General features: G+C 68.4%; 21 protein-coding genes and 1 pseudogene. 10 read left to right on the forward strand and 12 right to left on the reverse strand.

What is annotated here, in order from left to right:
* Nucleotides 1-150 precede the first annotated feature (150 nt).
* From ACFOSH_RS35885 to ACFOSH_RS35900, 4 genes are read right to left on the reverse strand one after another with little or no spacing between them, the layout of a single operon-like run.
* The gene (locus ACFOSH_RS35885; protein ID WP_378244727.1) at nt 151-1,311 is read right to left on the reverse strand and encodes an acyl-CoA dehydrogenase family protein; all 1,161 of its coding nucleotides are present in this window, start codon (nt 1,309-1,311) and stop codon (nt 151-153) included.
* Nucleotides 1,308-2,798: a 3-hydroxyacyl-CoA dehydrogenase gene (locus ACFOSH_RS35890; protein WP_378244729.1), complete on the reverse strand. Its 1,491-nt coding sequence runs from the start codon at nt 2,796-2,798 to the stop codon at nt 1,308-1,310. The genes ACFOSH_RS35885 and ACFOSH_RS35890 overlap by 4 nt, the downstream gene beginning before the upstream one ends.
* A gap of 9 nt (nt 2,799-2,807) precedes the next feature.
* A complete protein-coding gene (locus ACFOSH_RS35895) occupies nt 2,808-3,578 on the reverse strand; it encodes a CoA-transferase subunit beta (protein ID WP_378244731.1) in 771 nt (256 codons plus the stop codon).
* Nucleotides 3,575-4,486, reverse strand: coding sequence for a CoA transferase subunit A (locus ACFOSH_RS35900; protein ID WP_378244801.1), 912 nt, complete (start codon nt 4,484-4,486; stop codon nt 3,575-3,577). The genes ACFOSH_RS35895 and ACFOSH_RS35900 overlap by 4 nt, the downstream gene beginning before the upstream one ends.
* A gap of 109 nt (nt 4,487-4,595) precedes the next feature.
* Between ACFOSH_RS35900 and ACFOSH_RS35905 the strand changes: the two genes are divergently transcribed.
* The 4 genes from ACFOSH_RS35905 (at nt 4,596) to ACFOSH_RS35920 (ending at nt 9,288) form a co-directional block, all read left to right on the forward strand.
* A complete protein-coding gene (locus ACFOSH_RS35905; protein WP_378244733.1) occupies nt 4,596-5,501 on the forward strand; it encodes a LysR family transcriptional regulator in 906 nt (301 codons plus the stop codon).
* Between the two features lie 138 nt (nt 5,502-5,639).
* Nucleotides 5,640-6,956 (forward strand): MFS transporter, encoded by a 1,317-nt coding sequence (locus tag ACFOSH_RS35910; protein ID WP_378244735.1) that lies wholly within the window; start codon nt 5,640-5,642, stop codon nt 6,954-6,956.
* The gene (locus tag ACFOSH_RS35915) at nt 6,953-7,408 is read left to right on the forward strand and encodes a MaoC family dehydratase (protein WP_378244737.1); all 456 of its coding nucleotides are present in this window, start codon (nt 6,953-6,955) and stop codon (nt 7,406-7,408) included. The genes ACFOSH_RS35910 and ACFOSH_RS35915 overlap by 4 nt, the downstream gene beginning before the upstream one ends.
* Nucleotides 7,409-7,671: 263 nt before the next feature.
* Nucleotides 7,672-9,288 carry a recombinase family protein gene (locus tag ACFOSH_RS35920; protein WP_378244739.1) on the forward strand — a complete coding sequence of 539 codons (1,617 nt, stop codon included), beginning with the start codon at nt 7,672-7,674 and terminating at the stop codon, nt 9,286-9,288.
* A gap of 471 nt (nt 9,289-9,759) precedes the next feature.
* Here the strand turns inward: ACFOSH_RS35920 and ACFOSH_RS35925 are convergent, their stop codons facing one another.
* The 6 genes from ACFOSH_RS35925 to ACFOSH_RS35950 all read right to left on the reverse strand — a co-directional run bounded on the left by ACFOSH_RS35925 (nt 9,760) and on the right by ACFOSH_RS35950 (nt 13,799).
* On the reverse strand, nt 9,760-10,134 hold the full coding sequence (locus ACFOSH_RS35925; RefSeq protein ID WP_378244741.1) for a hypothetical protein: 375 nt from the start codon (nt 10,132-10,134) through the stop codon (nt 9,760-9,762).
* Nucleotides 10,135-10,138: 4 nt separating this feature from the next.
* Nucleotides 10,139-11,353, reverse strand: a complete 1,215-nt coding sequence (locus tag ACFOSH_RS35930; protein ID WP_378244743.1) for a WXG100 family type VII secretion target — start codon at nt 11,351-11,353, stop codon at nt 10,139-10,141.
* Nucleotides 11,353-11,676, reverse strand: coding sequence for a hypothetical protein (locus ACFOSH_RS35935; RefSeq protein WP_378244745.1), 324 nt, complete (start codon nt 11,674-11,676; stop codon nt 11,353-11,355). Before ACFOSH_RS35935 ends, ACFOSH_RS35930 begins: the two co-directional genes overlap by 1 nt.
* Nucleotides 11,673-11,963 carry a hypothetical protein gene (locus ACFOSH_RS35940; protein WP_378244747.1) on the reverse strand — a complete coding sequence of 97 codons (291 nt, stop codon included), beginning with the start codon at nt 11,961-11,963 and terminating at the stop codon, nt 11,673-11,675. The genes ACFOSH_RS35935 and ACFOSH_RS35940 overlap by 4 nt, the downstream gene beginning before the upstream one ends.
* Before the next feature lie 437 nt (nt 11,964-12,400).
* A complete protein-coding gene (locus ACFOSH_RS35945) occupies nt 12,401-13,075 on the reverse strand; it encodes a hypothetical protein (RefSeq protein ID WP_378244749.1) in 675 nt (224 codons plus the stop codon).
* A 16-nt stretch (nt 13,076-13,091) separates the two neighbouring features.
* Nucleotides 13,092-13,799 carry a MerR family transcriptional regulator gene (locus ACFOSH_RS35950; RefSeq protein ID WP_378244751.1) on the reverse strand — a complete coding sequence of 236 codons (708 nt, stop codon included), beginning with the start codon at nt 13,797-13,799 and terminating at the stop codon, nt 13,092-13,094.
* 51 nt (nt 13,800-13,850) lie between these two features.
* Here ACFOSH_RS35950 and ACFOSH_RS35955 point away from each other — a divergent pair.
* Nucleotides 13,851-15,283 (forward strand): annotated as a pseudogene (locus ACFOSH_RS35955) (alpha/beta hydrolase).
* A gap of 176 nt (nt 15,284-15,459) precedes the next feature.
* On the forward strand, nt 15,460-16,143 hold the full coding sequence (locus ACFOSH_RS35960; protein WP_378244753.1) for a GOLPH3/VPS74 family protein: 684 nt from the start codon (nt 15,460-15,462) through the stop codon (nt 16,141-16,143).
* 6 nt (nt 16,144-16,149) lie between these two features.
* Here the strand turns inward: ACFOSH_RS35960 and ACFOSH_RS35965 are convergent, their stop codons facing one another.
* Nucleotides 16,150-16,596: a DUF6069 family protein gene (locus ACFOSH_RS35965; RefSeq protein WP_378244755.1), complete on the reverse strand. Its 447-nt coding sequence runs from the start codon at nt 16,594-16,596 to the stop codon at nt 16,150-16,152.
* A 288-nt stretch (nt 16,597-16,884) separates the two neighbouring features.
* Between ACFOSH_RS35965 and ACFOSH_RS35970 the strand changes: the two genes are divergently transcribed.
* From ACFOSH_RS35970 to ACFOSH_RS35985, 4 genes are read left to right on the forward strand one after another with little or no spacing between them, the layout of a single operon-like run.
* Nucleotides 16,885-18,303, forward strand: coding sequence for an APC family permease (locus ACFOSH_RS35970; RefSeq protein WP_378244757.1), 1,419 nt, complete (start codon nt 16,885-16,887; stop codon nt 18,301-18,303).
* The gene (locus ACFOSH_RS35975) at nt 18,300-18,728 is read left to right on the forward strand and encodes a hypothetical protein (protein ID WP_378244759.1); all 429 of its coding nucleotides are present in this window, start codon (nt 18,300-18,302) and stop codon (nt 18,726-18,728) included. Before ACFOSH_RS35970 ends, ACFOSH_RS35975 begins: the two co-directional genes overlap by 4 nt.
* Entirely contained in the window at nt 18,725-20,077 is a 1,353-nt protein-coding gene (locus ACFOSH_RS35980; protein ID WP_378244761.1) for a dipeptidase, read from the forward strand. The genes ACFOSH_RS35975 and ACFOSH_RS35980 overlap by 4 nt, the downstream gene beginning before the upstream one ends.
* A 50-nt stretch (nt 20,078-20,127) precedes the next feature.
* The gene (locus ACFOSH_RS35985) at nt 20,128-20,640 is read left to right on the forward strand and encodes a tetratricopeptide repeat protein (RefSeq protein ID WP_378244763.1); all 513 of its coding nucleotides are present in this window, start codon (nt 20,128-20,130) and stop codon (nt 20,638-20,640) included.
* 14 nt (nt 20,641-20,654) lie between these two features.
* Here the strand turns inward: ACFOSH_RS35985 and ACFOSH_RS35990 are convergent, their stop codons facing one another.
* Nucleotides 20,655-22,700 carry an MDR family MFS transporter gene (locus tag ACFOSH_RS35990; protein WP_378244765.1) on the reverse strand — a complete coding sequence of 682 codons (2,046 nt, stop codon included), beginning with the start codon at nt 22,698-22,700 and terminating at the stop codon, nt 20,655-20,657.
* Nucleotides 22,701-22,755 lie beyond the last annotated feature (55 nt).

Consider the following 22,755-nt stretch of genomic DNA (forward strand, 5'->3'; position numbering starts at 1 on the left):
CGGCCTGCGCGTGAACAGGCAAAACGCATTCAGAGGACTAAAAGTGCGGGAGGAGGCACGCGACCAGGGGTGCCGCGCCGTGGTGAGGCGCGTTGGTCGTGAGTGGTAGGTGACGTTCTAACGTCACTTACCACTCACGACCACCTGTGCTCAGACCATCGCGTTCACACCGGTGAGATCGCGCCCGATCAGCAGCTTCTGCACCTGGCTGGTGCCTTCGTACAGGGTCAGCACGCGGGCGTCGCGCAGGTACTTGCCGACCGGGAACTCGTCGATGAACCCGTAGCCGCCGAAGACCTGGAGACAGTTGTTGCTGACGCGCACCGCGGCCTCGCTCGCGTGGTACTTCGCGATGGACGCGTCAGTCGCGTAATCTTTCGGCGAGACACCGGAATCGGCGATCCGCGCCACGTGATGGGTGAGCAGGCGGGCGGCCCGGACGTCCACCGCGGAATCGGCGAGCAGCTCCTGCACCAGCTGGAACGACGCGATCGGGCGGCCGAACTGGGTGCGTTCGGTGGAGTACCGCACGGCGGCGTCCACGGCGGCCTGTCCCAGCCCGACGGCACCTGCCGCGACCGAGATCCGGCCGCGGGACAGCGCGCCCAGCGCGATGCCCAGACCGCGGTCCACCTCGCCCAGCCGCGCCGAATCGGGCACGCGCACGCCGTCGAAGCTCAGCTCCGCGGTCGCCTGGCCGCGCAGGCCGAGCTTGCCGTGGATCTCCCGCGCGGTCAGGCCCGGCGAGTCCGTCGGCACCAAGAACGCGGTGAGGCCGCGTTCGCTGGTGCGGGCGAAGGTCAGCGCCACCTGCGCCCAGGTCCCGTTGGTGATGAACATCTTGCCGCCGTCGAGGATCCAGTCGCCGCCGTCGCGGGTGGCGCGGGTGCTGACCGACGCCGCGTCGGAGCCGGTGCCCGGCTCGGTGAGGGCGAAGCAGCCGAGGGCGTCACCGCTGACGAGGCGCGGCAGCCATTGCTCCCGCTGCTCGTCCGTCCCGTGCGTCACGATGGTCTTGGTGACCAGGCCGAGCGACACCGACACGATGCCGCGCACCGCGGAGTCGCCGCGCCCCAGCTCCTCGGTCACCAGGACGTAGGACAGCATGTCCGCGTCCACGCCACCGTAGGTCTCGGGGACCATCAGGCCGAGGAAACCCAGCCCCCCCAAGCGTTTCACGATGCCGCGATCGACCTGTTCGGCGCGATCCCACTCCCCCGCGTGCGGGACGATCTCGTCGTCGACGAACCGCGCGGCCATCGCGCGGATGTCGCGCTGCGTCTCGGTCAGGCCGAAATCCGGTGAAATCACGGTGTTTCCTTCTCCAGCGGGTAGGCGGGGGCGGTCAGGGGCAGGCCGAGCTCGGCTCGTTCCCGCAGCCAGCGCGTCGGCCGGTATCGCGGGTCGCCGGTGCTCTCGTGCAGCCGGCTTTGGAGTTCGAGCAGGCGGACGGCTCCGACGCGATCGCCCCAGGCGAGCGGTCCGGCCGGGTAGCCGAGTGCGGCCGTGACGGCCAGGTCGATGTCCTCCGGTGTGGCCAGCGAGCGTTCCGCGATCGACGCGGCGACCGAGACGATCGACGCGAGCAGGCGCTGGGCGACCGAACCGGCGGTGTCCCGCACCACCGAGACCGACTCGGCGCCCAAGGCACCGACGGCCGCACGGACCGCGTCCGGGTCCGACGCGGGCGTCGCGGCCAGCACCCGGCGGCGGCTGGTCAGCGACAGCGGGTCCACGCCGAAGGTGCGTGACGCGGGCAGCCCGTCGGCGGCGATCGCCGCCGAAACCGTGGTGCCCCAAGTCGGCACCAGCACAACGGCGTCGGAAGTCAGCTCGTCCGAAGCCTCTGGTAGCGCCGCGCGCAAGGCGTCGGCGTCCGGTCCCGAACCGGCGATCCACAGTGGACACTCCGCGGCGACGACCGGCTCTTCCGGTGTGGTCTCGGCACCGGGCCGGTGGTCGTAGAACCCGCGTCCGCTCTTGCGGCCGAACAGGCCGGCGGCCACCCGGTTCGGGCTGAGGAACGAGGGCCGCAGCCTGTCGGAATGGCGAAACCCTGCCCAGATCGAGTCGATGACGGCGGCCGTCACGTCGAGACCGGTCAGGTCGATCAGCTCGAACGGGCCCATCCGCAGGCCGAGGACATCGCGGGCGATCCGGTCGATCACCACCGGCTCGGCGACCGAGTCCTCCAGGAGCGCGAAAGCCTCGGTGACCAGTCCACGCCCGGCGTGGTTGACCAGGAACCCGGGGGTGTCGGCGACCGTCACCGTGCGGTGGCCGGACGCGCGGACCAGCTCCGACAGGGTGCCGGGGATGTCGGGGCGGGTGGCCGCGCCGGGAACGACCTCGACGATCTTCATCAACGGCACCGGGTTGAAGAAGTGCAACCCGGCCAGCCGCGACGGATCGCCCAGCGTCGCGGCGATCCGGGTGACCGGCAGCGAGGACGTGTTGGTCGCGAAGATCGTCGTGGGCGGCAGGACGGCTTCCAGCGCGGTGAACAGCTCCGCCTTGGTGTCCAGGTCTTCGCGGACGGCTTCGATCACCAGGTCCACGTCGTCGCCCGGCGCCGAAACGGCGTCCAGCGGCACGAGTCTGGCGCGGACCGCACCCGCCTCCGGTTCCGTCATGCGCCCCTTGACGACGGCGCGGTCGAGCAGCCGCCCGATGAAGTCGACCGCCTCACCGACGGCCTCGCGCCTCGCGTCGGCGAGCTCGACGGTGTGCCCGGCGGTCGCCGCCCACTGGGCGATGCCCCGGCCCATCACGCCGGTTCCGATGACCCTGATCCGCATGTTCACTCCTCAGCGCAGGTAGACGCGGCCGGGGTCGACTTCTTCGCGCAGCCGCCGGAGTTCGGCGGCCGCGGGTGGTTCGATCGTGGCCGGATCGCCGTCGACCTCCAACGGCCAGCCGGTGGCGGAGCGCACCTGATCGGCTGTCACGCCGGGATGGACGGCGATCAGCCGCAGGGGCTCGCCCACCCCCGGCCGCGCGAGGATCCCGAGGTCGGTGATCACCCTGGTGACCCCCGCGCCCAGCGGCCGGATGCCGTCGGCCAGCGCGCGGTCAGGGCCGGGCGAGGTACAGAAGTCCAATTTGTCCACAAAGGACCTGGGGTCGTGGCGTCGCATCACGACGAAGACCTCGCCGGAGTTCGCCATCACCTCCATCGCGCCGCCGGGGCCGGGCAGCCGGACCGTCGGATCGGCCCAGTCGCCGATCACCGACGAGTTCAGGTTCCCCCACCGGTCGATCTGCGCGGCGCCGAGGAAACCGACGTCGATGTGCCCGCCCTGCAACACGTTCCCGAAGAGCGCGGGCATCGACAGCACCGCTTCGGCACCGGTGATCAGCACGGCGTCGGCGATGGTTTCCGGCAGCTGCGAGGGATGCGCGCCGCAGACCCCGGACTCGTAGACGATCTCCAGGTCCGGCGCGACCGTGAGGTGGGCCAGCGACGCGGCCAGTGTCGGAAGGCCGATCCCGGCGAACACGGTGCGTTTCCCGGCCAGTTCGCGGGAAGCCACCACCGAGAGCAGCTCGGACGAGGTGGTGTCCTTTGTGGACGTCATCGCGCGTTCTCCCGTCGCTTCCCGTAGTTCACCGGCAGGCTCAGCGCGTCGTCGACGGCGAGGCCCGCCCAGTAGCTCTCCCCCAGCTTCGCCACGTATTCGGCGTGATCCCGGGTGCCGAGCACCCATTCCGCCAGCCACTCGCGCAGGCCTGCCGGATCCGCGCTGATCGCCGACCAGCCGCGGTAGAACGCGTTGTCGCGGTCGTAATAGCCCTGTGCGAACGAGGGGTGCGCGCCACGCGGGCAGGGCACCACGGCGTCGACCGCATGCGAGGGAACGATCGTGCGGTTGGGATCGCGGCGGATGACGTCGTCGTCGACGATCTCCTCGACCACCACCACGGCCTTCTTCGCCGCGTACACGGCTTCGGCCTGGATCCCGGTCAGGCCCCAGACCTGGGTGTTGCCCGAACGGTCCGCCCGCTGGGCGTGGACGATCGTCACGTCCGGGTTGACCGGCGGCACCACGTAGACCTGCTCGCCGTCGTCGTAGGGCGAGCGCACCTTGCGGAGGCCGGGGTTGACCGACGGCAGATCGCTGCCCGCGTAAGAGCGCACCGGGTAGAACGGCAGCCGCTGCGCGCCGGCCAGGTAGCGGCCGATCATGCCGTAGTGGCTGTACTCCTCGAACTCCAGCGGTTCGGGGTCGGCGCGCTCGATCCGCCGCCGCAGTTCCCCGAGCGAGCCCGCCGAGGAGTTGCCGACGAACGAGGACACCAGCTTGCGCACGCAGCCGCCCGCGAGCATCTGGTCCACGACGATGTCCGCGGTCATCCGGACCACGGTGAGGTCGCGGCGGCCCTGCCGGATGATCTCGTGCCCTGCCGCTGTCGGGATCAGGTGCGTGAACCCTTCGAGCGCGACGGTGTCGCCGTCGTGGACGAAGGCGGCGATGGCGTCGGCCATCGTGGTGGTCTTGTCGGTCACGGGTTCACCGTGCCAGGCGGCATTGTGCAGAGTCCAATACCGAATTAAGGTCAGATTGATACTGAGCTGAGAATAATCGAGGTGTGACATGGAGTTCCGTCATCTGAACGCCTTCCTGGCGGTGGCCGAGGAACTGCACTTCGGCCGCGCCGCGAAACGGCTGCAGATGGCCCAGCCGCCGCTCAGCCAGCAGATCCGCCAGCTCGAACGCGAACTCGGGGTCGCGTTGTTCGAGCGGAACACCCGGTCGGTGCGGCTCACCAGCGCGGGCGAATCCCTCCTCACCCCGGCCCGCACCGTGCTCGACGACCTCGACCTGGCCACCCGCGCCGCGAAGGCGGCAGGCCGCGGCGAGTTCGGCAGGGTCACCGTCGGCTTCGCCGGGGCGTCGAGCCACGAGTCGCTGCCGCTGCTGACCAGGGCTGTCCGGGCCGCGCACCCCGGGCTCGAGCTGGTGATGCGCGGGCAGACCTACGCCAACGTGGCGCTCGACCGCATCGCGGACGGTTCGCTGGACCTCGGCTTCGTACGCCTGCCGGTCACCCAGCCGGGTGTGCGGGCCAGGGTGATCGACGAGGAGGAGCTGATCTGCGCGCTGCCGTCGGACCACCGGCTGGCCGGACTCGAGCGCGTCCCCCTCGAGGAGCTGGCCTCCGAGGTGTTCGTCAGCTTCCCCGCGAACGCGGGCTCCACGGTCCGCGAGGCCACCGTCAAGGCCTGCACCGAGAGCGGGTTCACCCCGAAGGTGGTCCAGGAGGCGCCGGATTCGTACACGATCCTGGCGCTGGTCGCGGCGGGTGTCGGCGTGACGCTGACCCTGACGTCCTGCCAGCACATCCAGCAGACCGGGCTGGTCTACCGGCGCCTCGCCGGGAGGTCGACGCGCCTGCAGGCGGCGCTGGCCTGGCGCGCCGACAACCCGTCCGCCGCGCTGCGGACGGTGCTCGCGGTCGCCGAGGAGGCGCTGCCCACGCCCGTACCCAGCGGCGATTGATACGGAGGAGCACTTACTGAGTGGCCGATTCGGTATTGGACGTGTCTCGGTGACGGCTGGCATGGTTCCCGCCAGAACAGGGACGTTGGCGCCGGGGGGTCGCCGTGCCCGGGAACAACGGCGATCCAAGGAGACGGTATGGGTGCGGCGAATGCGACCGCGAAACGCGCGGGCATCGGGGCGTTCATCGGCTCGACCATCGAGTGGTTCGATTTCTACATCTACGGCACCGCTTCCGCGCTGGTGTTCGACAAGGTCTTCTTCCCCGAACTCGACGGAGCGCTCGGCACCCTGGTGGCGTTCGCGACCTTCTGGGTCGGGTTCCTCGCCAGGCCGCTCGGCGGCGTCATCTTCGGGCATATCGGCGACCGGGTCGGCCGCAAGAAGACGCTGGTCATCACGCTGCTGCTGATGGGCGTCTCGACCACCCTGATCGGCGTGCTGCCCGGCTACGCGACCATCGGCATAGCCGCGCCGATCCTGCTCGTGGTGATCCGGATGATCCAGGGCATCGGGCTCGGCGGTGAATGGGGCGGTTCGGTGCTCATCGCCTCCGAACACGCGCCCAAGGGTAAGTCGATCCTCTACGGCGCCTTCGCCCAGCAGGGTTCGCCGGTGGGCAACACGCTGAGCACGATCAGCTTCCTCGCCATCAGCCAGCTGCCGGACGCGGCGTTCGTCAGCTGGGGCTGGCGGGTCCCGTTCCTCGCGTCGGCGCTGCTCGTCGTGGTCGGGCTGTTCATCCGGCTGAAGGTCACCGAGTCCCCGGCCATGGCGGGACTGATCGAGGCCAAGAAGGTCGCCAAGCTGCCGCTCACCGAGGTGCTCCGCAACCACCCGATGCTGATCGTGCTCGGCATCGGCGCCTGCACCATCGGCCTGTCGGCGACCTACTTCAAGTCCACCTTCGCGCTTTCGTGGGCAACGTCGGACATCGGCTTCAGCCGCAGTTCCTTCCTCACCATCATCCTGGTCGCCAACATCACCCAGATCCTGGTGCAGCCGTGGGGCGCGGTGATCGTCACGAAGATGACCAGCTGGCGCCGCGCGGTCACCATCATGCTGCTGCCCGAACTGGTGCTGATGCCGCTGATGTTCCTGCTGATCAGCACCGGGGACTACGCCTCGGCGATGGTCGGCGTCGTGGTCGCCACGATCCCGCACTGCCTCTATTACGCCGCGCTCGCGGGCATGCTGGCCAGCCGGTTCCCCGCGCACGTGCGCTACACCGGGATCTCGCTGTGCTACCAGCTGTGCGGCACGCTGCTCGGCGGCACCACACCGATCGTGGGCCAGTTCCTGCTCAACCTCACCGGTTCGATCACCGCCGTGATCGTGTTCGCGGTGTTCCAGGTCCTGCTGACCCTGGGCTGCATGCTGGCGCTGCTGAAGCGGCCCAGCCACGACGAGCGCGCCGACGAGCCGGCGCCCGCCGCCGCGGCGGTGACCCGATGATCACCGCGAACGGCATCGAGGAGATCCGGGCACTGGCGGGACGCGATCTCGGCACTTCGGCCTGGCGAACGGTGACGCAGGACCTCGTCGACACCTTCGCCGAGGTTTCCGGTGACGGCCAATGGATCCACACCGATCCGGTGCGCGCCGCGGCGGGACCGTTCGGCGGCACGATCGCCCACGGCTTCATGACGCTGAGCTGGGGCATCCCGATGTTCGCCGAACTGCTGCGCGTCACCGGCGTCGGCATGGCGTTGAACTACGGGCTGAACAAGGTCCGGTTCCCCGCGCCGGTCCCGGTCGGCGGCCGGGTGCGCCTGCACGCGTCCGTGCTGGAGGTGACGGCCGTGCCGCGGGACGGCGTGGAGATGGTGCGCGCCTTCACTTTCGAGCTCGAAGGGTCACCGAAACCGGCTTGTGCGGCGGAATCGGTGACGCGCTACTACCTGTGACGCGGGTCGGGAACGGCGCTCGGCGGCGACGCTCCTCTTGAAGTCCGTGAAGGCCTCCTTGGCGGCTTTTCAACTTAGGTTCCCAAACTCATGAACGGAACCCAAGCAAAAAAGGGTGCTGGACCTGCGGGAACGTGGGTCCAGCACTCCACCACTGATCATGTCCCTGCCCTGGTGTTGCGTGCTGTGTCGGCTAGACTCGGCGTGCACAACATGGGGTCCGATGGCGACCGCCGCCCAGCGAGCTTGCTGGGAGTTTGTTCATGACGAAAGCTTTGGCTCGCCGTCTGGCAGAGGTAATCGCCTCTGGGGAGTATCCGCGGCTGCGCGCGGTCATTTACGCGAGGGCGTCGAACGCGGTCAAGGGGCGGAAGGTCTCGGTGGCCTCGCAGATCGCGACGGGCCACAAGTTCTGCTCCCAGCACGGCATCGACGTGGTCGCGGTCCTGGTGGATAACAACCTGTCGGGGTCGCGGTATGCGACCGAGGAACGCCAGGACTACAACGAGGCGTTGCGGCTGTTGTCGACCGGGCAGGCGAACACGCTGTGGACGTGGGAGAACTCCCGGGCTCAGCGGAACCTGTCGGTGTTCGCCAAGCTGCGCGACATTCTGGAGAAGGTCGGGGGCTACTGGGCTTACGACGACCGGATCTATGACATGAACGATCCGGACGACCGGATCGACACCGCCGAGGATGCGGTGGACGCGGAGCGGGAGTCGGAGAAGATCCGCAAGCGGACCCGCCGGGGTGTTGAGGCCCGCGCAATGGAAGGGCTGTGGGCCGGGCCGCTGGGATATGGGTACCGGATCGTCTATGACCAGCGCACGGGCGAGGCGCACCGCGAGGTGGATCCGGAGACGGCGCCCTTCGCGGAGGCGATCGTGGACCGGTTGATCGAGGAGCCGAACGCGTCGGTGCTGGTGCGGGAGCTGATCGAGGCGGGTGTGCCGTGCGCTCGCGGTCACGCGTGGCGGGCAGACCACGTGAAGAAGCTCCAGCACCTGTCGAAGGACACGCCGTCGCAGGTCGCGCAGCAGCTGAACCGGGAGCAGTGGGATCACCCGCTGCCCGGGGAGTGGAATGTCTCCAAGGTCCGCAACATCGCGCTCAGTCCCGTGATCGCCGGGTTGAGGGTGTTCCGCAAACAGATCATCGGCAAGGGCGTCTGGCAGCCGATCATCAGCGATCGGAAACGCGCGCTGATCGTGGCGCGCCTGGGCGATCCGAGCCGCAGCTCGGTGCGCGACGGAACGCGGGTCAAGTACTTGCAGACCGGGATCCTGTTGTGCGGGATCTGCGAGACCCCGACCCGCTCCACCCCGCTGCACCGGGCGCGACCCGGCTACCGCTGCCCCCATGGGCATCTCATGCGGGACATGGAACGCACGGACGCCTACGTGGTGGAGGCGGTGCTGTCCCGGCTGGAGTCCGAGGACGCGCGGGAGTTGTTCCGGTACGAGGATCAGGCCGACGAGCTGACGAAGGCAGTGGCGACCGCGCGGGAGCTGCGCGCCCGGCTGGACGGGTTCACCGACTCTGCCGCCAGCGGCGGGATCGGTCCGGAACGGTTGTCGCGGATCGAGGCGAAGCTGGTGCCGCAGATCGAGGCGGCCGAGGAACGCGTGCGCCAGATCGGAGTGTCGCCGGTGGTCGCGGACCTGCTCGGCGCGGACGCCAGGACGGTATGGGCGGGGCTGTCGCTAACGCAGCAGCGGGAGGTTCTGCGGGCGGTCGTCACTCCCCGCCTGCTACCCACCAAGGGCGGGCGCGCACCGTTCAACCCGGACGACATCATGCTGACCTGGCTGGGCGCCCCGGCCGCCATACCGGGCGTGGACGACTCGTTCGACGACGAAGTGCTGGCCGAGGTCAGCTGAGACAAAGAGAGTGTCAAACCCGGGGCTTGACATAGTTTCGGCAGCTTCGATGCCGTTCCAGCTCTGGCCATTGATGCGATTGAGTGGACGCAACTCAATTCGAACCCACGTGTCGCTGGCCGTCGGCATCCCCACGGTCCGACGCTTGCGCACGATCACAGACCGATCCAGTTCAACACCCAGCGATCGCTCGACTCGATCAAGTACGGAATCTGTCGACGTCTTGCGCAGATCTGGTGCGGGCACAGGGCTACTGGACATGTGTAGCCCGTACCGATACGACGTGACGCAGCGCACTCGGCCTGCGGTCCAGCTAGCACGATCCTTGCCAGCTGTTCCAGAAAGAACGACGGCGAGCCGTGTTCACTCGTCGTCCATAGCCCTGAGCAGCCGGTGAGGTCTTCGCCAATCCCCGGGCCTGCTACCGACACCGAGGGCTTTCCGCAACCTGTAGTCGCGCAGTGCGATCGGTCAGTCTTTGAAGCTGAGTCGTGGTTCGGCCGTGGAGAAGATCCGAACGTGACCCCAGTCGCCAGTGATTTCGTAGTAGCCGTCGTGGTATTGGAAGCTGTCGATATTGCCGAGGTCTTCCTCGCCGGTGGCGTCGCGGTATGTCTGGGTTGACCGCGTGACCCAGTCGGTTTTCGTCGCGCCGGAGATGGTGAGCACGGCATCCGCGTAGCAGTGCTGTTCGTCGGCTCGCGGCTCGTGGTAGCGCGGATGCGAGGGAGTAAGAACAAGGTCCAGCTTGAATGCCAGGGAGGCGGGGGGTTCGTCGATCGCGAGGACGTAGCTGTCTTCGAGGAAGACGTGCGCGAGATCGGCGAAGTCGGTGTAGTTCCTCATGCGCTCATTGGTCCCAGGTGATCGGTGTGTGGTTGCCGGGGCTCTTCCTGCTCACGGGATTGCCGTGTGGGTCGGTGCGGACCCCGTCCTCGTTGCGCAGTTCGACGTGGGGGTTCTCGCTGCCCGGAGTGCGGCCGCTGCCCTCCTTGATGGTCATTCGGACGATGCCGTTGTCGTCGACGTACTTCGCCGGTCCGGTCGGGGTTTGCTGCTTCTGCCACCCCTGCGCATCGGCATACCGTGCCAGATCGGACGCCTTCGGTGGTGCACCGTTCGGGTCGAAGTATTCGGATAGCTTCGCCTTGACCGGAGGTGCCCCGCCCGCGTCGGGTTTCTCCCCGGCGCGGGCGTTCTTGAGGAATTTGGCTGCTGCCCCACCAAGGAGCAGGCCGCCGATAATCTGGCCGCTGGCCCTGCCGGGGTGGTCGGCCCAGTCGTTCCAGCCGATGAGTTGCTTGCCGAAGTCCACCGGGTGCGTGACGTTGTGCCACGCCGCTGAGGCGATATCTGTGATTCCGTCGTGATCGGGATTACCGGGGTCCCCGATGGCGTAGACGAGATTCCATATCCCCTCGGCAGAACCCGAGAAGGCATTCCAGGCGCCTTCGCCGAAGTCGGCGATGAAACCGCCTACGTCGTCGAGCCAGTCCGAGGCCGTGGGCGCACCGCCGGCCTCGTCGGAGATGGTCGCGGCCGCGCGGTCACCGGCTTCGGTGAGTTGCTGGCGCGCGCGGTTGAGGGTGTCGCGCGCCGCTTGCCGGATTGCTTCGCCAGGGTCGGAGAACGGTGCGACCGCGACGCGTGTCGGATCGCCGTTCGCCGCATGTTGCTGGTTCTGGGCGTCCGCGTTGGCGACGTTGCGGTCATGTTGGGCCTTCGCGTCGGCAGTCGCTGCCTGTCCCTGGTCCCAAATGCGGACAGCATTGCTGGCCTGCCCCTGTGCCCACCGCAAGGTCTGAGCATAGGCAGACAGCCCTTCGGCCACCGCGTCGAACGAATCGGACGCAGCCAGCCACTTAGGCGGCTCATAGCTGAACTTGTCATGGAACTTCGTCGCGGCTGGACCGGTCCACGAGCCAGTATCGATCCGGCGGAGGCCGTCACCAACCTGCCCGGTTGCCGCGCGCCGCCCGTGCAGTACGCGGGCGTTCTCCTCGATCGCTCCCGGATCGCCCGGCACCAAGGCACGCGGATCCGACGTCTCACCAAGCTCGGCCATCAGTCCTCAACCGCCGCCTCGCCAGGGTCCACGCGCAGCTTCTCTGTCGCGGCCGCATCGGTGCCGCGGTACGCCTCGGCGACGTGCTTCAGGCAATCGCCGATGACGTCGGCATCCTCGGTCAGCGTGTCGAGCCCCTGACTCCACCGCGCACAGTAGTCCGCAAGTGCGCTGTGCAGACCGGAGTGACCATAGAGCGCGGCGTCGCCACACAGCCCTCGCAGCGCGAAGGATTGCTGGTCATGAACGCTTTGGGCGATTCCCTTTGCGGCGCCTTCAAGCACCTCGATGTCAACGTGGAACCCTGGTCCGTCCAAGCTCACCGCACGCGCTCCTGCTGTTCAGTGTGCGAGACGGCGTCCAAGCCGCTGGAGTGGTGCTCATTTCGGCGGCGGACCGCTGCGAGAATCTTTGGGGGCACCATCCGATTCAGGATGGGTATCCGGTGGTCGTCGTCCGGGTCCAGCATCACGCCGATGCCGACCGGTAGCTGTTCGAGGAGATCGGCACCTGTGGTCGCGTACACGTCGCAATCTCCGTAGTGCGCGGCGAGCCGCTGCGGTGTGGAGAACACGAACGCCCATGTCCCGCGTCCTTCGACCTCGACCACCTCGACACCCGGCCGAGCAGGCCGACGACCACACACCGTGGCTCGGGCAAAGACCCGATCGAACTCGTCAATGCTTCGTTTTCCAGACCGGACCGCCTGCGCGCAGACGGCCACGACAGCTTCGTCGCCTCCAATAGCCCCCTCTACCATGCGTGCAAGCGTACAGCGAACTGCAAGCAAGCGGTCACGATTCGTGACTCCTGGGTGAGGCCCGTATCGCCTGATGTACTAGCTCTAACAAAACCCGTGAGAGCACCAGATGACCTGGTCACGTCCGCTCCGAGACGCCGGAATGCCCTGAAGCGGACGATTGGGGATCCGTAGACTACGGCCCCTGACCAGGCAAAATGTCATGTCAAACTTAGGTGCCTAAGTTGAAACTTGACTTTCCCTACTCTCAAGGTAGGGAAGGAGGCCTTCACGGACCCGGACCCGCGTCAGGAAGAGACGGTGTCGATCAGCCGGTTGAAGCGGAGTCTCGTGGCACGTTCCACCCCGGAAAGCGCCCCGGCGACGGCCAAGACGACGTTCCCCCACGTGGGCAGATCGACCGGCGACACGAACCTGCCGACATGCTCGGCGATGGCCGGTACCCGGGTGACGGCTTCCACGCCGTGCATGAGGCTGATGACGAGCGCTGCCAGCAGGATGGTGAGGGTCACCGCACCGACGACGGCGCTCGTCCGCGGATAGCGCAGCCCGAATCGCGCCCGCAGTCCTTCCTGCGAACGATCGTGCGGGCGCAGCGCGCGTTCGGTGCCGTCTTCGGCGACGAAGTGGATGCGTTTCAGCCCGAACGCGCTGGTGGCGACCTCGATGACACCGCCGGGTACGGGAAACGACGTCGGCAGATTCGACCGATGGATCTGCACACCGTCCCGGTACAACGCGGCGGGGCTCTTCCCGACCGCGTTCTCGTGCTCCTTCTTGCTTTTCGCGTCGGCCATGTACCGGACATCGACCGCGTACACGTGGGTTTCCCCGGACGGCGTCACGAGATCGAGGAAGAGCACCGAACGGGAGAACAGCTGCCAGAGTCGGTATTCGGGGAGCGCGCTCCCGTCGCCGGGCCTGACTTTGCCCAGCTGCCACCGTCGTTTGAGATTCTTCATGGTCCTTTCTCTTCCTTCAGGGCGTGAGTCCGAGGAGGGCGTTCAGTCGCCTCAGGACGTCCAGCTGGGCTGGGTTGTACAGCTCGACCAAGCCGCGGAGGACCATCGGTTCGGTCAGTGCCACCTTCGTCCTCGCGTCCGTCAAGGACGGCTGTGCCTCGATCTGGTCGCGCGCGACCGGCGCGAGTTCCTCGGCCAGCCGTTGCCTCGTGGCTTCGTCGGCGTCGGCCGACAGCGTGTCGAACTCCCCTTGCGCCGGAGGACGAGGCGCCGCGTGCAACTCCCGCATCACGTCCATCGTCTTCGCGTCCAGCACTCGCGAGAAGACCATCAGCATCGAACGCTCCACCTCGGACAGGTCGGTGACGTTCCCGTCGAAGCCCGGCGGCAGGTCGACGAGGCTGCGGCGGTCCAGGATCAGCGCCAGCTCCTTCCGCATCCGCTCCTGCCGTTCGATACTCGCCTTCAGTTCGGCGTCCAGCGCGCGCAGCGTCCGCTCCGCGTTCCCGTCGGACTCCTCCATCGCCTCGATGTCGGACAGCGGCACGCCCAGGTCGACGAGCCGCCGGATCCGCAGCAGCCGGATCAGATGCGCGACGCGGTACCGCTTGTACCCGTTCGCCCCTCGTTCGGGCTCGTCGAGCAGACCGATCCGGTGGTAGTAGCGGACGGTCTTCAGGGTCGTGCCGGCCAGGTCCGCCAGCTCACGTGTGCTCCAAGCCATCCCCCGAAGTGGACACCATGCCCCTGGGGCACAGTCAAGAAGGATCACCGGATGGCGCCGGCGGCGGACCTGTTCGCACCACCAGGACTCGCTCAGACCGGCGAGACCGCCCAGGCGCCGAAGTGGGGCGAGTGCCCCGCCGACGTCGCCAAACCCGGCCTGCGGTGCGGCACCATCGACGTCCCGCTCGACCACCGGGACCCGGACGGGCAGCGGATCCGGCTCTCGCTTTCCCGTCTGGCGAGCAAGAATCCCGACAAGCGCCGGGGCGTGCTGCTGACCAACCCCGGCGGACCGGGCGGCAGCGGCCTCGGCTTCCCGGGTGGGCTCGTCGACCTCAAACTGCCGCAAAGCGTGCTGGACACCTACGACATCATCGGGTTCGACCCGCGCGGGGTGGGCCGCAGCGCTCCGGTCACCTGCGACCTGACGACGGTACAGCAGAACAGGGGCAACATCCCGCCGTACGCGCGCGACGCGGCCGACGTGCTGAACAGGCCAAGAACGCGAAGACCGTCGCCGAACAGTGCGCCAAGTCCAAAACAGGGAACCTGCTCCCCTACATGTCGACAGCGGCCACCGCACGCGACATGGACAAGATCCGCGAGGCACTGGGCGAGGACAAGCTCTCCTTCCTCGGCTACTCGTACGGCACCCACCTCGGCGCGGTCTACACCACGCTGTTCCCCGACCGCAGCGACCGGATCGTGCTCGACAGCAACCTGGTCCCGGGCGGTCTGGATCGGACGGGCAGCCGGCTGTTCGGCCCTGGTATGGAAAAACGGTTCCCGGACTTCGCCAAGTTCGCCGCCGCGCGTCCCGAATACGGCCTGGGCACCACTCAGGAGCAGGTGACCGCGAAGTACTTCGACCTCGCCGGCCGCCTGGACCAGACACCGGTGCAAGGCTTCGACGGCGCCCTGTTCCGGCTGGTGACCTTCGGAGGCCTGTACCGGGACAGCCGGATGCCCGAAATGGCGGCACTCTGGAAGGCACTCGACACGAACCAGCCGCCACCACCGGCGGCTGCGGCGGACGCCCCGCAGAGCCTGGAGAACCAGGTGGCCAGCCACCTCTACGTGATCTGCAACGACTCCCGCTGGCCGAGGTCGGTGAGCAGCTACCTGCACGACGTCTCCGTCGACCGGAAGCGTTACCCGATGTTCGGCGCGTCCGGGGCCAACATCCGCCCTTGTGCCTTCTGGCAGAACGAGCCCGCCGAACCGCCCGTGCGGGTCGGCGACCGGGGCCCGTCGAACGTGCTGCTGGCGCAGAACACCCGCGACCCGGCCGCGCCGCCGGCCGGTGCCGAGCAGATGCGGCGCGCCCTCGGTGACCGGGCCCGGATGGTCACCGCCGACCAGGGCGGCCACGGTGCCTACCTGATCGGCGCGAACAAGTGCGCGAACGACACGGTCACCGCGTTCCTGACCACGGGCGAGCGTCCCGAGGACGATCGCACCTGCGTGGCGGAACCGGCCTGACCTCCTCCGGTGCCGGGCCGGTCCGCGCCAGGACCGGCCCGGCACCTTCCTTCGAGGACCAGCCATTCGAGCGAATCGCCGGCGTATGACGCGGTGTCACTGGCTCCGTCGCCCCTCCCGTAAGAACATCGGAGGGCGTCCGCACCTCCGTGGACAGGTTGAGAACGGGGAGAACAGTGCAGAACGACCTGCTGATCGTCGAGGACCTGCTCTTGCTGCTGCTCGACGACGAGACCGGGACCCCCGCGGCGGCCGGCACGCTGCCGTACACCCTCGGCGGCGCCGTGCTCGCCGAACTCGCGCTGCTCGGCAGGGTCGAGACGGGAGAATCCTCCGCGTTGAACGGTCCCGAAATCATCGCGGTGGGCGACGGCCCCCTGCCCGACCCGGTGCTGCAGGCCGCGTACGACAAGATCGCCGAGAAGAGCCGGCGCGTGCAGCCACTGCTGCTCGCGATCGGCGGCGACCTCTGGAAGACACTGACCGACAGGCTCATCGAACGCGGCCTCATCCGGCGCGAGAAGAAGCGAGTGCTCGGCCTGTTCCCCGTGACCCGCCTGCCCGCGGCCGACACGCGGCACGAGGCGGCGCTCCGGGACGAGATCCGTGCCGTGCTGGTGGAGGACAAGACTCCCGACCCGCGCACCGCCGCCGTGACCGCCCTGCTGTCCGCGAGCGGTGCTCTGCCCGCGCTCCGGCCGCCCCTCGCGTGGTCGGCGAAGGTCTACAAGCGCGCGAAGGAAATCGAAAACGGCAATTGGGGTGCCGAGGCCGTCAACGCCGCCGTGGTCCGCACGGCCGCGGCGATCGCGGTGTCCACCGCTGTCGTGGCGGTCACCGTCACCACCACCGCGACGTAATGAGGCTCAGCGAACCAGCCGAGCCGCCCGGATCGCGGAGTGGAGAACGCCTGACAACGTGCCGGCGATCAGCACGCCGAGGAACAGATTCCCGGCGGCCGTCGCGATCCGGGCGCCCCGATCGGCGTCGATGCTCAGCGGGATGATCACGGTGATCGCCGTGAGCAGCAGCATGATCGTCACGAAGAACGACTTGGCGCGCGGCGTCCCGAGCAAGAGGAGATGCAGCAACCCGGTCGCGGCCAGCGCGGCGGCCGCGGCGCTCACCGCGTAGGCCGCGGCGCTGATGCCGCTCCACGCGCCTTCCCCCGTCGGGACCAGCACGGGCACACCGAACAATCCACTCGCGACGAGGATGACCACGATCGCCGCCAAGGCCGCGACCAGCGCCGTCGCGCCGCCGCCCGCCCAGAGCCTGCCCACCACGAAACGGTGCCGTGCTTCTCCCGTCATGATCCCCTCCACGCTCTCCCGCCGGCCGGAACGTCTTGCCGTCACGCAAACGCCTTGCCGTCACGGAAACACAGTGGACCGCGGCCGCACTCCCCCGATCCGGGTGAGGCGAGCAGCCGAAGCACGTCGTCACGGTGCCGCGGACCCGGGCCGGTCTCGCCCGCAACGGGTGACCCGGCCGGGCCCGGCGCGGACCACGATCGAGCGCACACCGAGGTGAGTTCGAGGAGGCCGACGAACCATGACGACCACGAACAGACCGCTGCCCGAACCGGGCGGGAGCGCATCGTGAGCGCCCGCACCGTGCCGCCCGCCGCGTGGATCTCCTGGATCGCGCTCGCGCTCATGACGACCAGTTCGGTCGCGAGCCTGCGCCCGTCCCCGACGATGGCCGTATACGGGCTCGCGGCCGTTTTCCTTTATGTCGTACCGGCGATCGTGTTCCTGCTGCCGACCTCGCTCGTCTCGGCCGAACTGGCCTCGGGCTGGTCCGGCGGGGTCTACAACTGGGTGGCGCTCGGGATCTCCAAACCGATGGGCTTCCTGGCTGTCTGGTGCCAGTTCGCGATGACGATCTTCTACTACCCCAGCCTGCTCGGGTACGTCGCGAGCACGCTCGCGTACGTGTTCGATCCGAGCCTCGCCGACAGCGGTTTGTGGACGGCGGCGGTCATCATCGTGACGTACTGGTCGGGGGTCTGGATCTCCTCGCGCGGTACGAAGGGGGTGGCCGGGCTCGCCGGCGGCGGGCTCGTCATCGGAACGCTCATCCCCGGGATTCTGCTGGTGGTCCTCGGCCTCGTGTTCCTCGGGCAGGGACACCCTTCCGCCGCACCGATGTCGGCTGGTGAGCTGCTCCCCGCGTGGGCGGGACTGGCCAGCCTGGTGCTGATCGTGAACAACTTCCTGTCCTATTCGGGCATGGAGATGAACGCGGTGCACGTTTCTTCGCTGCGCAAGCCTGGCAAGGAATTCCCGCGGGCGATGTTCGTGGCGATGGGACTCGTACTGCTCATCTTCATCCTGCCCGCGCTGGCGATCAGCTGGGTCATCCCGGCCGATCAGCTGTCGCTCACCGCCGGGGTGATGCAGGCGTTCGACGCCGTCTTCGCCAATTTCGGGATCCAGTGGCTGACCCCGCTGATCGGCATCATGCTCGTCCTCGCGTCCCTCGGCGGGATGCTGACCTGGCTCGCGGGTCCGTCGAAGGGGCTGCTGCTGATCTCCCGGCAAGAGGGCTATCTGCCGCCTTTCCTGCAGCGGCTCAACAAACAGGGCGTGCAGCGGAACATCCTGGTCGTCCAGGGCGGGATCACGACGCTCATCGCCCTGCTCTACGCGTTCATCCCGGACGTGTCGAGCGCGTACTGGATCTTCTCGGTGATCACCACCCAGGTGTACCTGATCATGTACCTGCTGATGTTCGTCGCGGCCGTGCGGTTGCGGCGCAAGTACCCCGACCACCCGCGCGGATACCGCGCGCCGATGCTGCTCGGCCTGTGCGGGGTGGGGTTCTGCGCTTCGCTGGCCGCGCTGCTGGTGGGGTTCGTCCCGCCGTCCCAGTTCGGTTCCGGGAATCCGTGGCTGTACTTCGGGATCGTCGCCGGCGGCGCGCTCGGCCTCGGCCTGCTCGTGCCGTTCCTGTTCTATCGCCTGCGCAAACCGTCGTGGCGCCTGACAGAGGGATCGGAGGCGGAAGCATCGTGACCACTGTGGACGAACGATCGACCCGCGGGCAGCGGAAGACCGTGTACGTCGTGGTGGGTATCGCGCTGGGCATACTGCTGCTCGCCGGATACCTGCTGTACCACTCCGCTCGTTCGGACGCCGAGGCCGAAGCGAAGGCCGACGTACTCATCGCGCGGCTCGTCCAGGCAGGCGCCCGCACACCGTCGAGGGACCAGCTCGTCAGGCTCCTCGGCAAGGACGGCGGCTCGATCTGCGCCGACCCGAACGCGGCTTTCGCTCGCGCGACAAGCGAAAGCGGGCTTTCCGGCGGTGGGCCCGGTACTCGCCCGGTGCTCCCCGTGGGCACCTTGGTCCGGGGGCAGATGCTCGTCATCGAGGTCTACTGCCCCGGGAAACTGGCGGGATTCCAGGAATACGTGAAGCAGTACGTGACGGGAGGATGAGGGAGATGGATCTCCGTGATCGGGTAAGCGAACTCATGCCACAGGCGCACGAAGAACTCACAGAGCTCGTCGCGATGCGTTCCGTCGCGGACCCCCGGCAGTTCCCGGCCGAGGAGTGCCATCGTGCCGCCACCTGGGTGGCAGATGCCTTCACCGAGGCGGGATTCACCGACACCCGGCTCGCCGACACCCCGGACGGCAGCCAGGCCGTGGTCGGTTCCCGGCCGTGCGGCAGTGACGACGCGCCGACAGTGCTGCTCTACGCGCACTACGACGTCCAGCCGCCGTTGAAGGACGACGAGTGGCGAACGCCGCCGTTCCATCTGACCGAAGTGGACGGACGCTGGTACGGGCGCGGCGCCGCCGACTGCAAGGGCAACATCCTGATGCACCTCACCGCCCTTCGCGCGCTCGGCGACGACCTGCCCGTCAACCTCAAACTGGTTGTCGAAGGCTCCGAAGAACAGGGAACCGGCGGGCTGGAGGCCTTCGTCCCCGAGAACGCCGATCTCCTGCGGGCCGACACGATCCTGGTGTGCGACACCGGGAACGTCGCGGTCGGGCGGCCCGCCGTCACGGTCAGCCTGCGCGGCATGGTCAACGTGGTCGTCACCGTCGAGGCACTGCCGTCGGCACTGCACTCCGGCATGTTCGGCGGCCCGGCCCCGGACGCGCTGGCCGCGCTCGTGTCCGTGCTGGCCACCCTGCGTGACGACGACGGCGACACCACCGTTCACGGCCTGCCCAACGACGGTCTCTGGCCCGGAGCCCCGTATCCGGCGGACCAGTTCCGCGCCGACGCCGGACTCTCCCCCGGCACGCCGCTGCTCGGCGGCGCCGGGGTCGCGGACATGCTGTGGGCGCGCTCGACGCTCACGGTGCTCGGTATCGACTGCCCGCCGGTCCTCGGCTCCGCCGCGGCCATCACGCCACGTGTCCGGGCCCGGCTGAACCTGCGGATCCCGCCCGGCGTCGAGCCGCACGAGGCGGCACACGCGCTGACAGAGCACCTCCACGCCGCGACGCCCAAGGGCGTGCAGCTTTCGACGGAGGTCGAGGCGAGCGGACGCCCCTTCCGCCCCGGCACCGACGGCCCCGCCTACCGGGCGATGGCCGACGCCATGCAGACCGCGTACGGCCACCCGATGAGCAGGCTCGGCCAAGGCGGGTCGATTCCGCTGTGCACCGTCTTCGCCGAGACCTACCCCGACGCCGAAATCCTGCTGATCGGCGTCGAGGAACCGCAGGCGCTCATCCACGCGCCCAACGAAAGCGTGGCACCACAGGAGATCTCGGCCATGGCGCTGACCGAAGCGCTGTTCCTGCGCGACTACGGCACCCCGGCCTGAGATGCGGGTACCTTCGTTCGGGAGGACGTTTCGACGCCAGGGGAGGCAGTATGTCGGAAGCCGATTCGATTCCAGCCCGCCGAGCGGCCATAGCTCTCGCCACGAGCCGCCTCGGCGCCGATCATCGGGAGACATTGAAAGCCCGGAACCTGCTCGGTTTCGCCCTGCAACGCGCCGGCAGGCTGCCGGAGGCGGAACGCGAACTCCGCGCCGCCACGGACGACTGCGCCCGCGCTCTCGGCTCGACCGACGCGGAGACCTTGTTCGGCCAGAGCCTGCTGGCCTATCTCCTGCTCGAATCCGGCAACGTGCGCGAGGCGGTGCGCAGGCAACGGGGGTTGGTCGAGGCGTCGGTGGTCGCTCCCGGCGAGCACGATCCGGCCACCCTCGGGCGCCGCGTGAATCACGGCGTGATGCTCTACCACCTCGGTCAGCGGGAAGCAGCCGAACGAGAACAACGCGCCACCCTGGAGCTCTGCGATCAGATCCTCGGCAGGCGGCACCCGATCACGAAAGGTTGCCGGCTCAGCCTGCGAAAGATACGGGAAACCGTCGAGGGGTAAGGCCACAGCTCGGCTCAGACGACGGCCGCGTGCTTCCCGCTCGGCTGGTCCTCGGCGGCCTGGTCCAGAATGCGGTTCGCGACCCGGCCGAGTGCCGCGTCGAGTTCGTCGTGACCTTCCAGGCCCCAGTCCCGCAGCCGCTCGGCCAGCCAGGCCTTCCACGCCCGGATGAGCTTTTCGAGTTCGGCGCGCCCCGCCTCCGTGGTCGCCCATTCGCCGGATTGGAAGGCCAGGTGCCCGGTGAACTCGAGGCGCGCGAAGGCGGCTTCGAACACCCCGGGCGGGATGCCATAGCGATCCCCGATCGCCGACAGGGAGGTGGGTTTGTTCCGCCGTTCCCGCAGCCGAACCTGCCCCAGGCACCACAGCCCACCGGTGTCGAGCTCGCATCCGGACTTCGCGAGGACTCCCGCGGACGCCGCCTTTCCGTCGCGCGCCAGCAACCGGCCGACAGCGCGCTCGAGGTCCTGGTCTCCGTTGCCCGACTCCGGCATCGCGAAACCCTCGCCGAGGTCCGGGGCGGCCGCTCGCGAGGTGTCCCGCAGCGGAACCTCCTTGAGGAAGAAGGCCAGCACCAGCGCGACGAGCCCGACCGGTGCGGCATAGAGGAACACCGTATGCAGGGAATCGCTGTAAGCCTGGACATAGGGCGCCGACACGGAATCCGGCAAGGCGTGGAGCGCGTTCGGGACCTGGACGGCCCTCGGGTCGATTCCGGGCGGGAGCGGGTGTTCCGCGCTCGCCGCGGCCATGTTCGGCGCCAGCTGGTTGGCGTAGATCGTGCCGAAGATGGCCGCGCCGAAAGAGGAACCCAGGGACCGGAGGAAGGTCACGCCGGAGGTCGCCACGCCCAGGTCGCGATAGTCGGCGGTGTTCTGCACGACGATGACCAGGACCTGCATGCTCAAGCCGATTCCCAGGCCGAGGACGGCGAAGTAGAGGGACATCTCCCAGAACCCGCTCGTCGGGGTCAGGCGCGAGAGCAGGTACAGGCCAAGCGTCAGCCCGACCCCGCCGGCGATCGGGAATATCTTGTACCGCCCCGTCTTGCCGACGACATTGCCCGCGAAGATGCCGGCCACCAGCAGCGCGATCACCATCGGCAGCATCCGCACACCCGAGCTGGTCGCCGAGATGCCGTGGACGTACTGCAGGTACGTCGGCAGGTACGACAAAGCGCCGAGCATCGCGAAGCCGACGACGAAACTCAGAATCGCCGAGACCGTGAAGACCGGATTCCGGAACAGCCGCATCGGCAGCGTCGGTTCCTTCGCACGTTTCTCCGCGATGACGAACAGCACCAGCAGGATCACCGAGCCGATCGCCATCCCGATGATGGTCGGCGAATCCCACGCGTACTGCGTGCCTCCCCAGCTGGTGACCAGCGTCAGCCCGGTCGCGGCGAGCCCGATCAGCAGGATGCCCAGGTAGTCGATCACCGGCTTCGCGGCGGCCTTCACACTCGGCATCGCGCTCGCCGCCACGATCAGCACGACGACCGCGATCGGGACGTTGACGTAGAAGGCCCACCGCCACGACAGATGGTCCACGAACAGCCCGCCCAGCATCGGGCCGAGCACCGTGACGACACCGAAGACCGAACCGAGGATGCCCTGGTACTTGCCCCGCTCACGCAGGGGCACGACGTCGGCCACGAGCGCGGTCGCGGTGACCATCAGCCCGCCCGCGCCCAGTCCCTGGACCGCGCGGGCCACGATCAGCCAGATCATGTCGTCGGCGAACCCGCAGAAGAACGAGCCCACCGTGAACACGATCACCGACAGCTGGAACATGAGCTTGCGGCCGAACAGGTCGCCGAGCTTGCCGACGACGACGGTCATGATCGTCTCGGCGAGCAGGTAGGACGTGATCACCCACGACAGGTGCCCCGCCCCACCGAGATCCCCGACGATCGTCGGCAGCGCGGTGCCCACGATCGTCTGGTCCAGCGCGGCGAGCAACATCCCGAGCATGACCGCCGCGAACACCGCGTTCCGGCGCTTGCGGCTCAGCACCGGCGGGGCGACGTCCGGCCTGCTGACCTCGGCGGTCGTGGTCATCGAGTCTCCCTCACGTCAGGCACACAACGTAAGACAGGCGCCCGGTGCGGCGCAC

It is taken from the genome of Amycolatopsis speibonae (assembly GCF_042647925.1).
GTDB classification, from domain to species: domain Bacteria; phylum Actinomycetota; class Actinomycetes; order Mycobacteriales; family Pseudonocardiaceae; genus Amycolatopsis; species Amycolatopsis speibonae.

Bases quoted from the DNA above. Each gene is read 5' to 3' on its own strand.
- ACFOSH_RS35990 (WP_378244765.1), bottom strand. From the start codon at position 22,700: ATGACCACGACCGCCGAGGTCAGCAGGCCGGACGTCGCCCCGCCGGTG.
- ACFOSH_RS35965 (WP_378244755.1), bottom strand. From the start codon at position 16,596: ATGACGGGAGAAGCACGGCACCGTTTCGTGGTGGGCAGGCTCTGGGCG.
- ACFOSH_RS35950 (WP_378244751.1), bottom strand. From the start codon at position 13,799: ATGGCTTGGAGCACACGTGAGCTGGCGGACCTGGCCGGCACGACCCTG.
- ACFOSH_RS35980 (WP_378244761.1), top strand. From the start codon at position 18,725: ATGAGGGAGATGGATCTCCGTGATCGGGTAAGCGAACTCATGCCACAG.
- ACFOSH_RS35890 (WP_378244729.1), bottom strand. From the start codon at position 2,798: ATGCGGATCAGGGTCATCGGAACCGGCGTGATGGGCCGGGGCATCGCC.
- ACFOSH_RS35930 (WP_378244743.1), bottom strand. From the start codon at position 11,353: ATGGCCGAGCTTGGTGAGACGTCGGATCCGCGTGCCTTGGTGCCGGGC.
- ACFOSH_RS35945 (WP_378244749.1), bottom strand. From the start codon at position 13,075: ATGAAGAATCTCAAACGACGGTGGCAGCTGGGCAAAGTCAGGCCCGGC.
- ACFOSH_RS35985 (WP_378244763.1), top strand. From the start codon at position 20,128: ATGTCGGAAGCCGATTCGATTCCAGCCCGCCGAGCGGCCATAGCTCTC.
- ACFOSH_RS35915 (WP_378244737.1), top strand. From the start codon at position 6,953: ATGATCACCGCGAACGGCATCGAGGAGATCCGGGCACTGGCGGGACGC.
- ACFOSH_RS35925 (WP_378244741.1), bottom strand. From the start codon at position 10,134: ATGAGGAACTACACCGACTTCGCCGATCTCGCGCACGTCTTCCTCGAA.
- ACFOSH_RS35910 (WP_378244735.1), top strand. From the start codon at position 5,640: ATGGGTGCGGCGAATGCGACCGCGAAACGCGCGGGCATCGGGGCGTTC.
- ACFOSH_RS35900 (WP_378244801.1), bottom strand. From the start codon at position 4,486: ATGGCCGACGCCATCGCCGCCTTCGTCCACGACGGCGACACCGTCGCG.
- ACFOSH_RS35905 (WP_378244733.1), top strand. From the start codon at position 4,596: ATGGAGTTCCGTCATCTGAACGCCTTCCTGGCGGTGGCCGAGGAACTG.
- ACFOSH_RS35920 (WP_378244739.1), top strand. From the start codon at position 7,672: ATGACGAAAGCTTTGGCTCGCCGTCTGGCAGAGGTAATCGCCTCTGGG.
- ACFOSH_RS35895 (WP_378244731.1), bottom strand. From the start codon at position 3,578: ATGACGTCCACAAAGGACACCACCTCGTCCGAGCTGCTCTCGGTGGTG.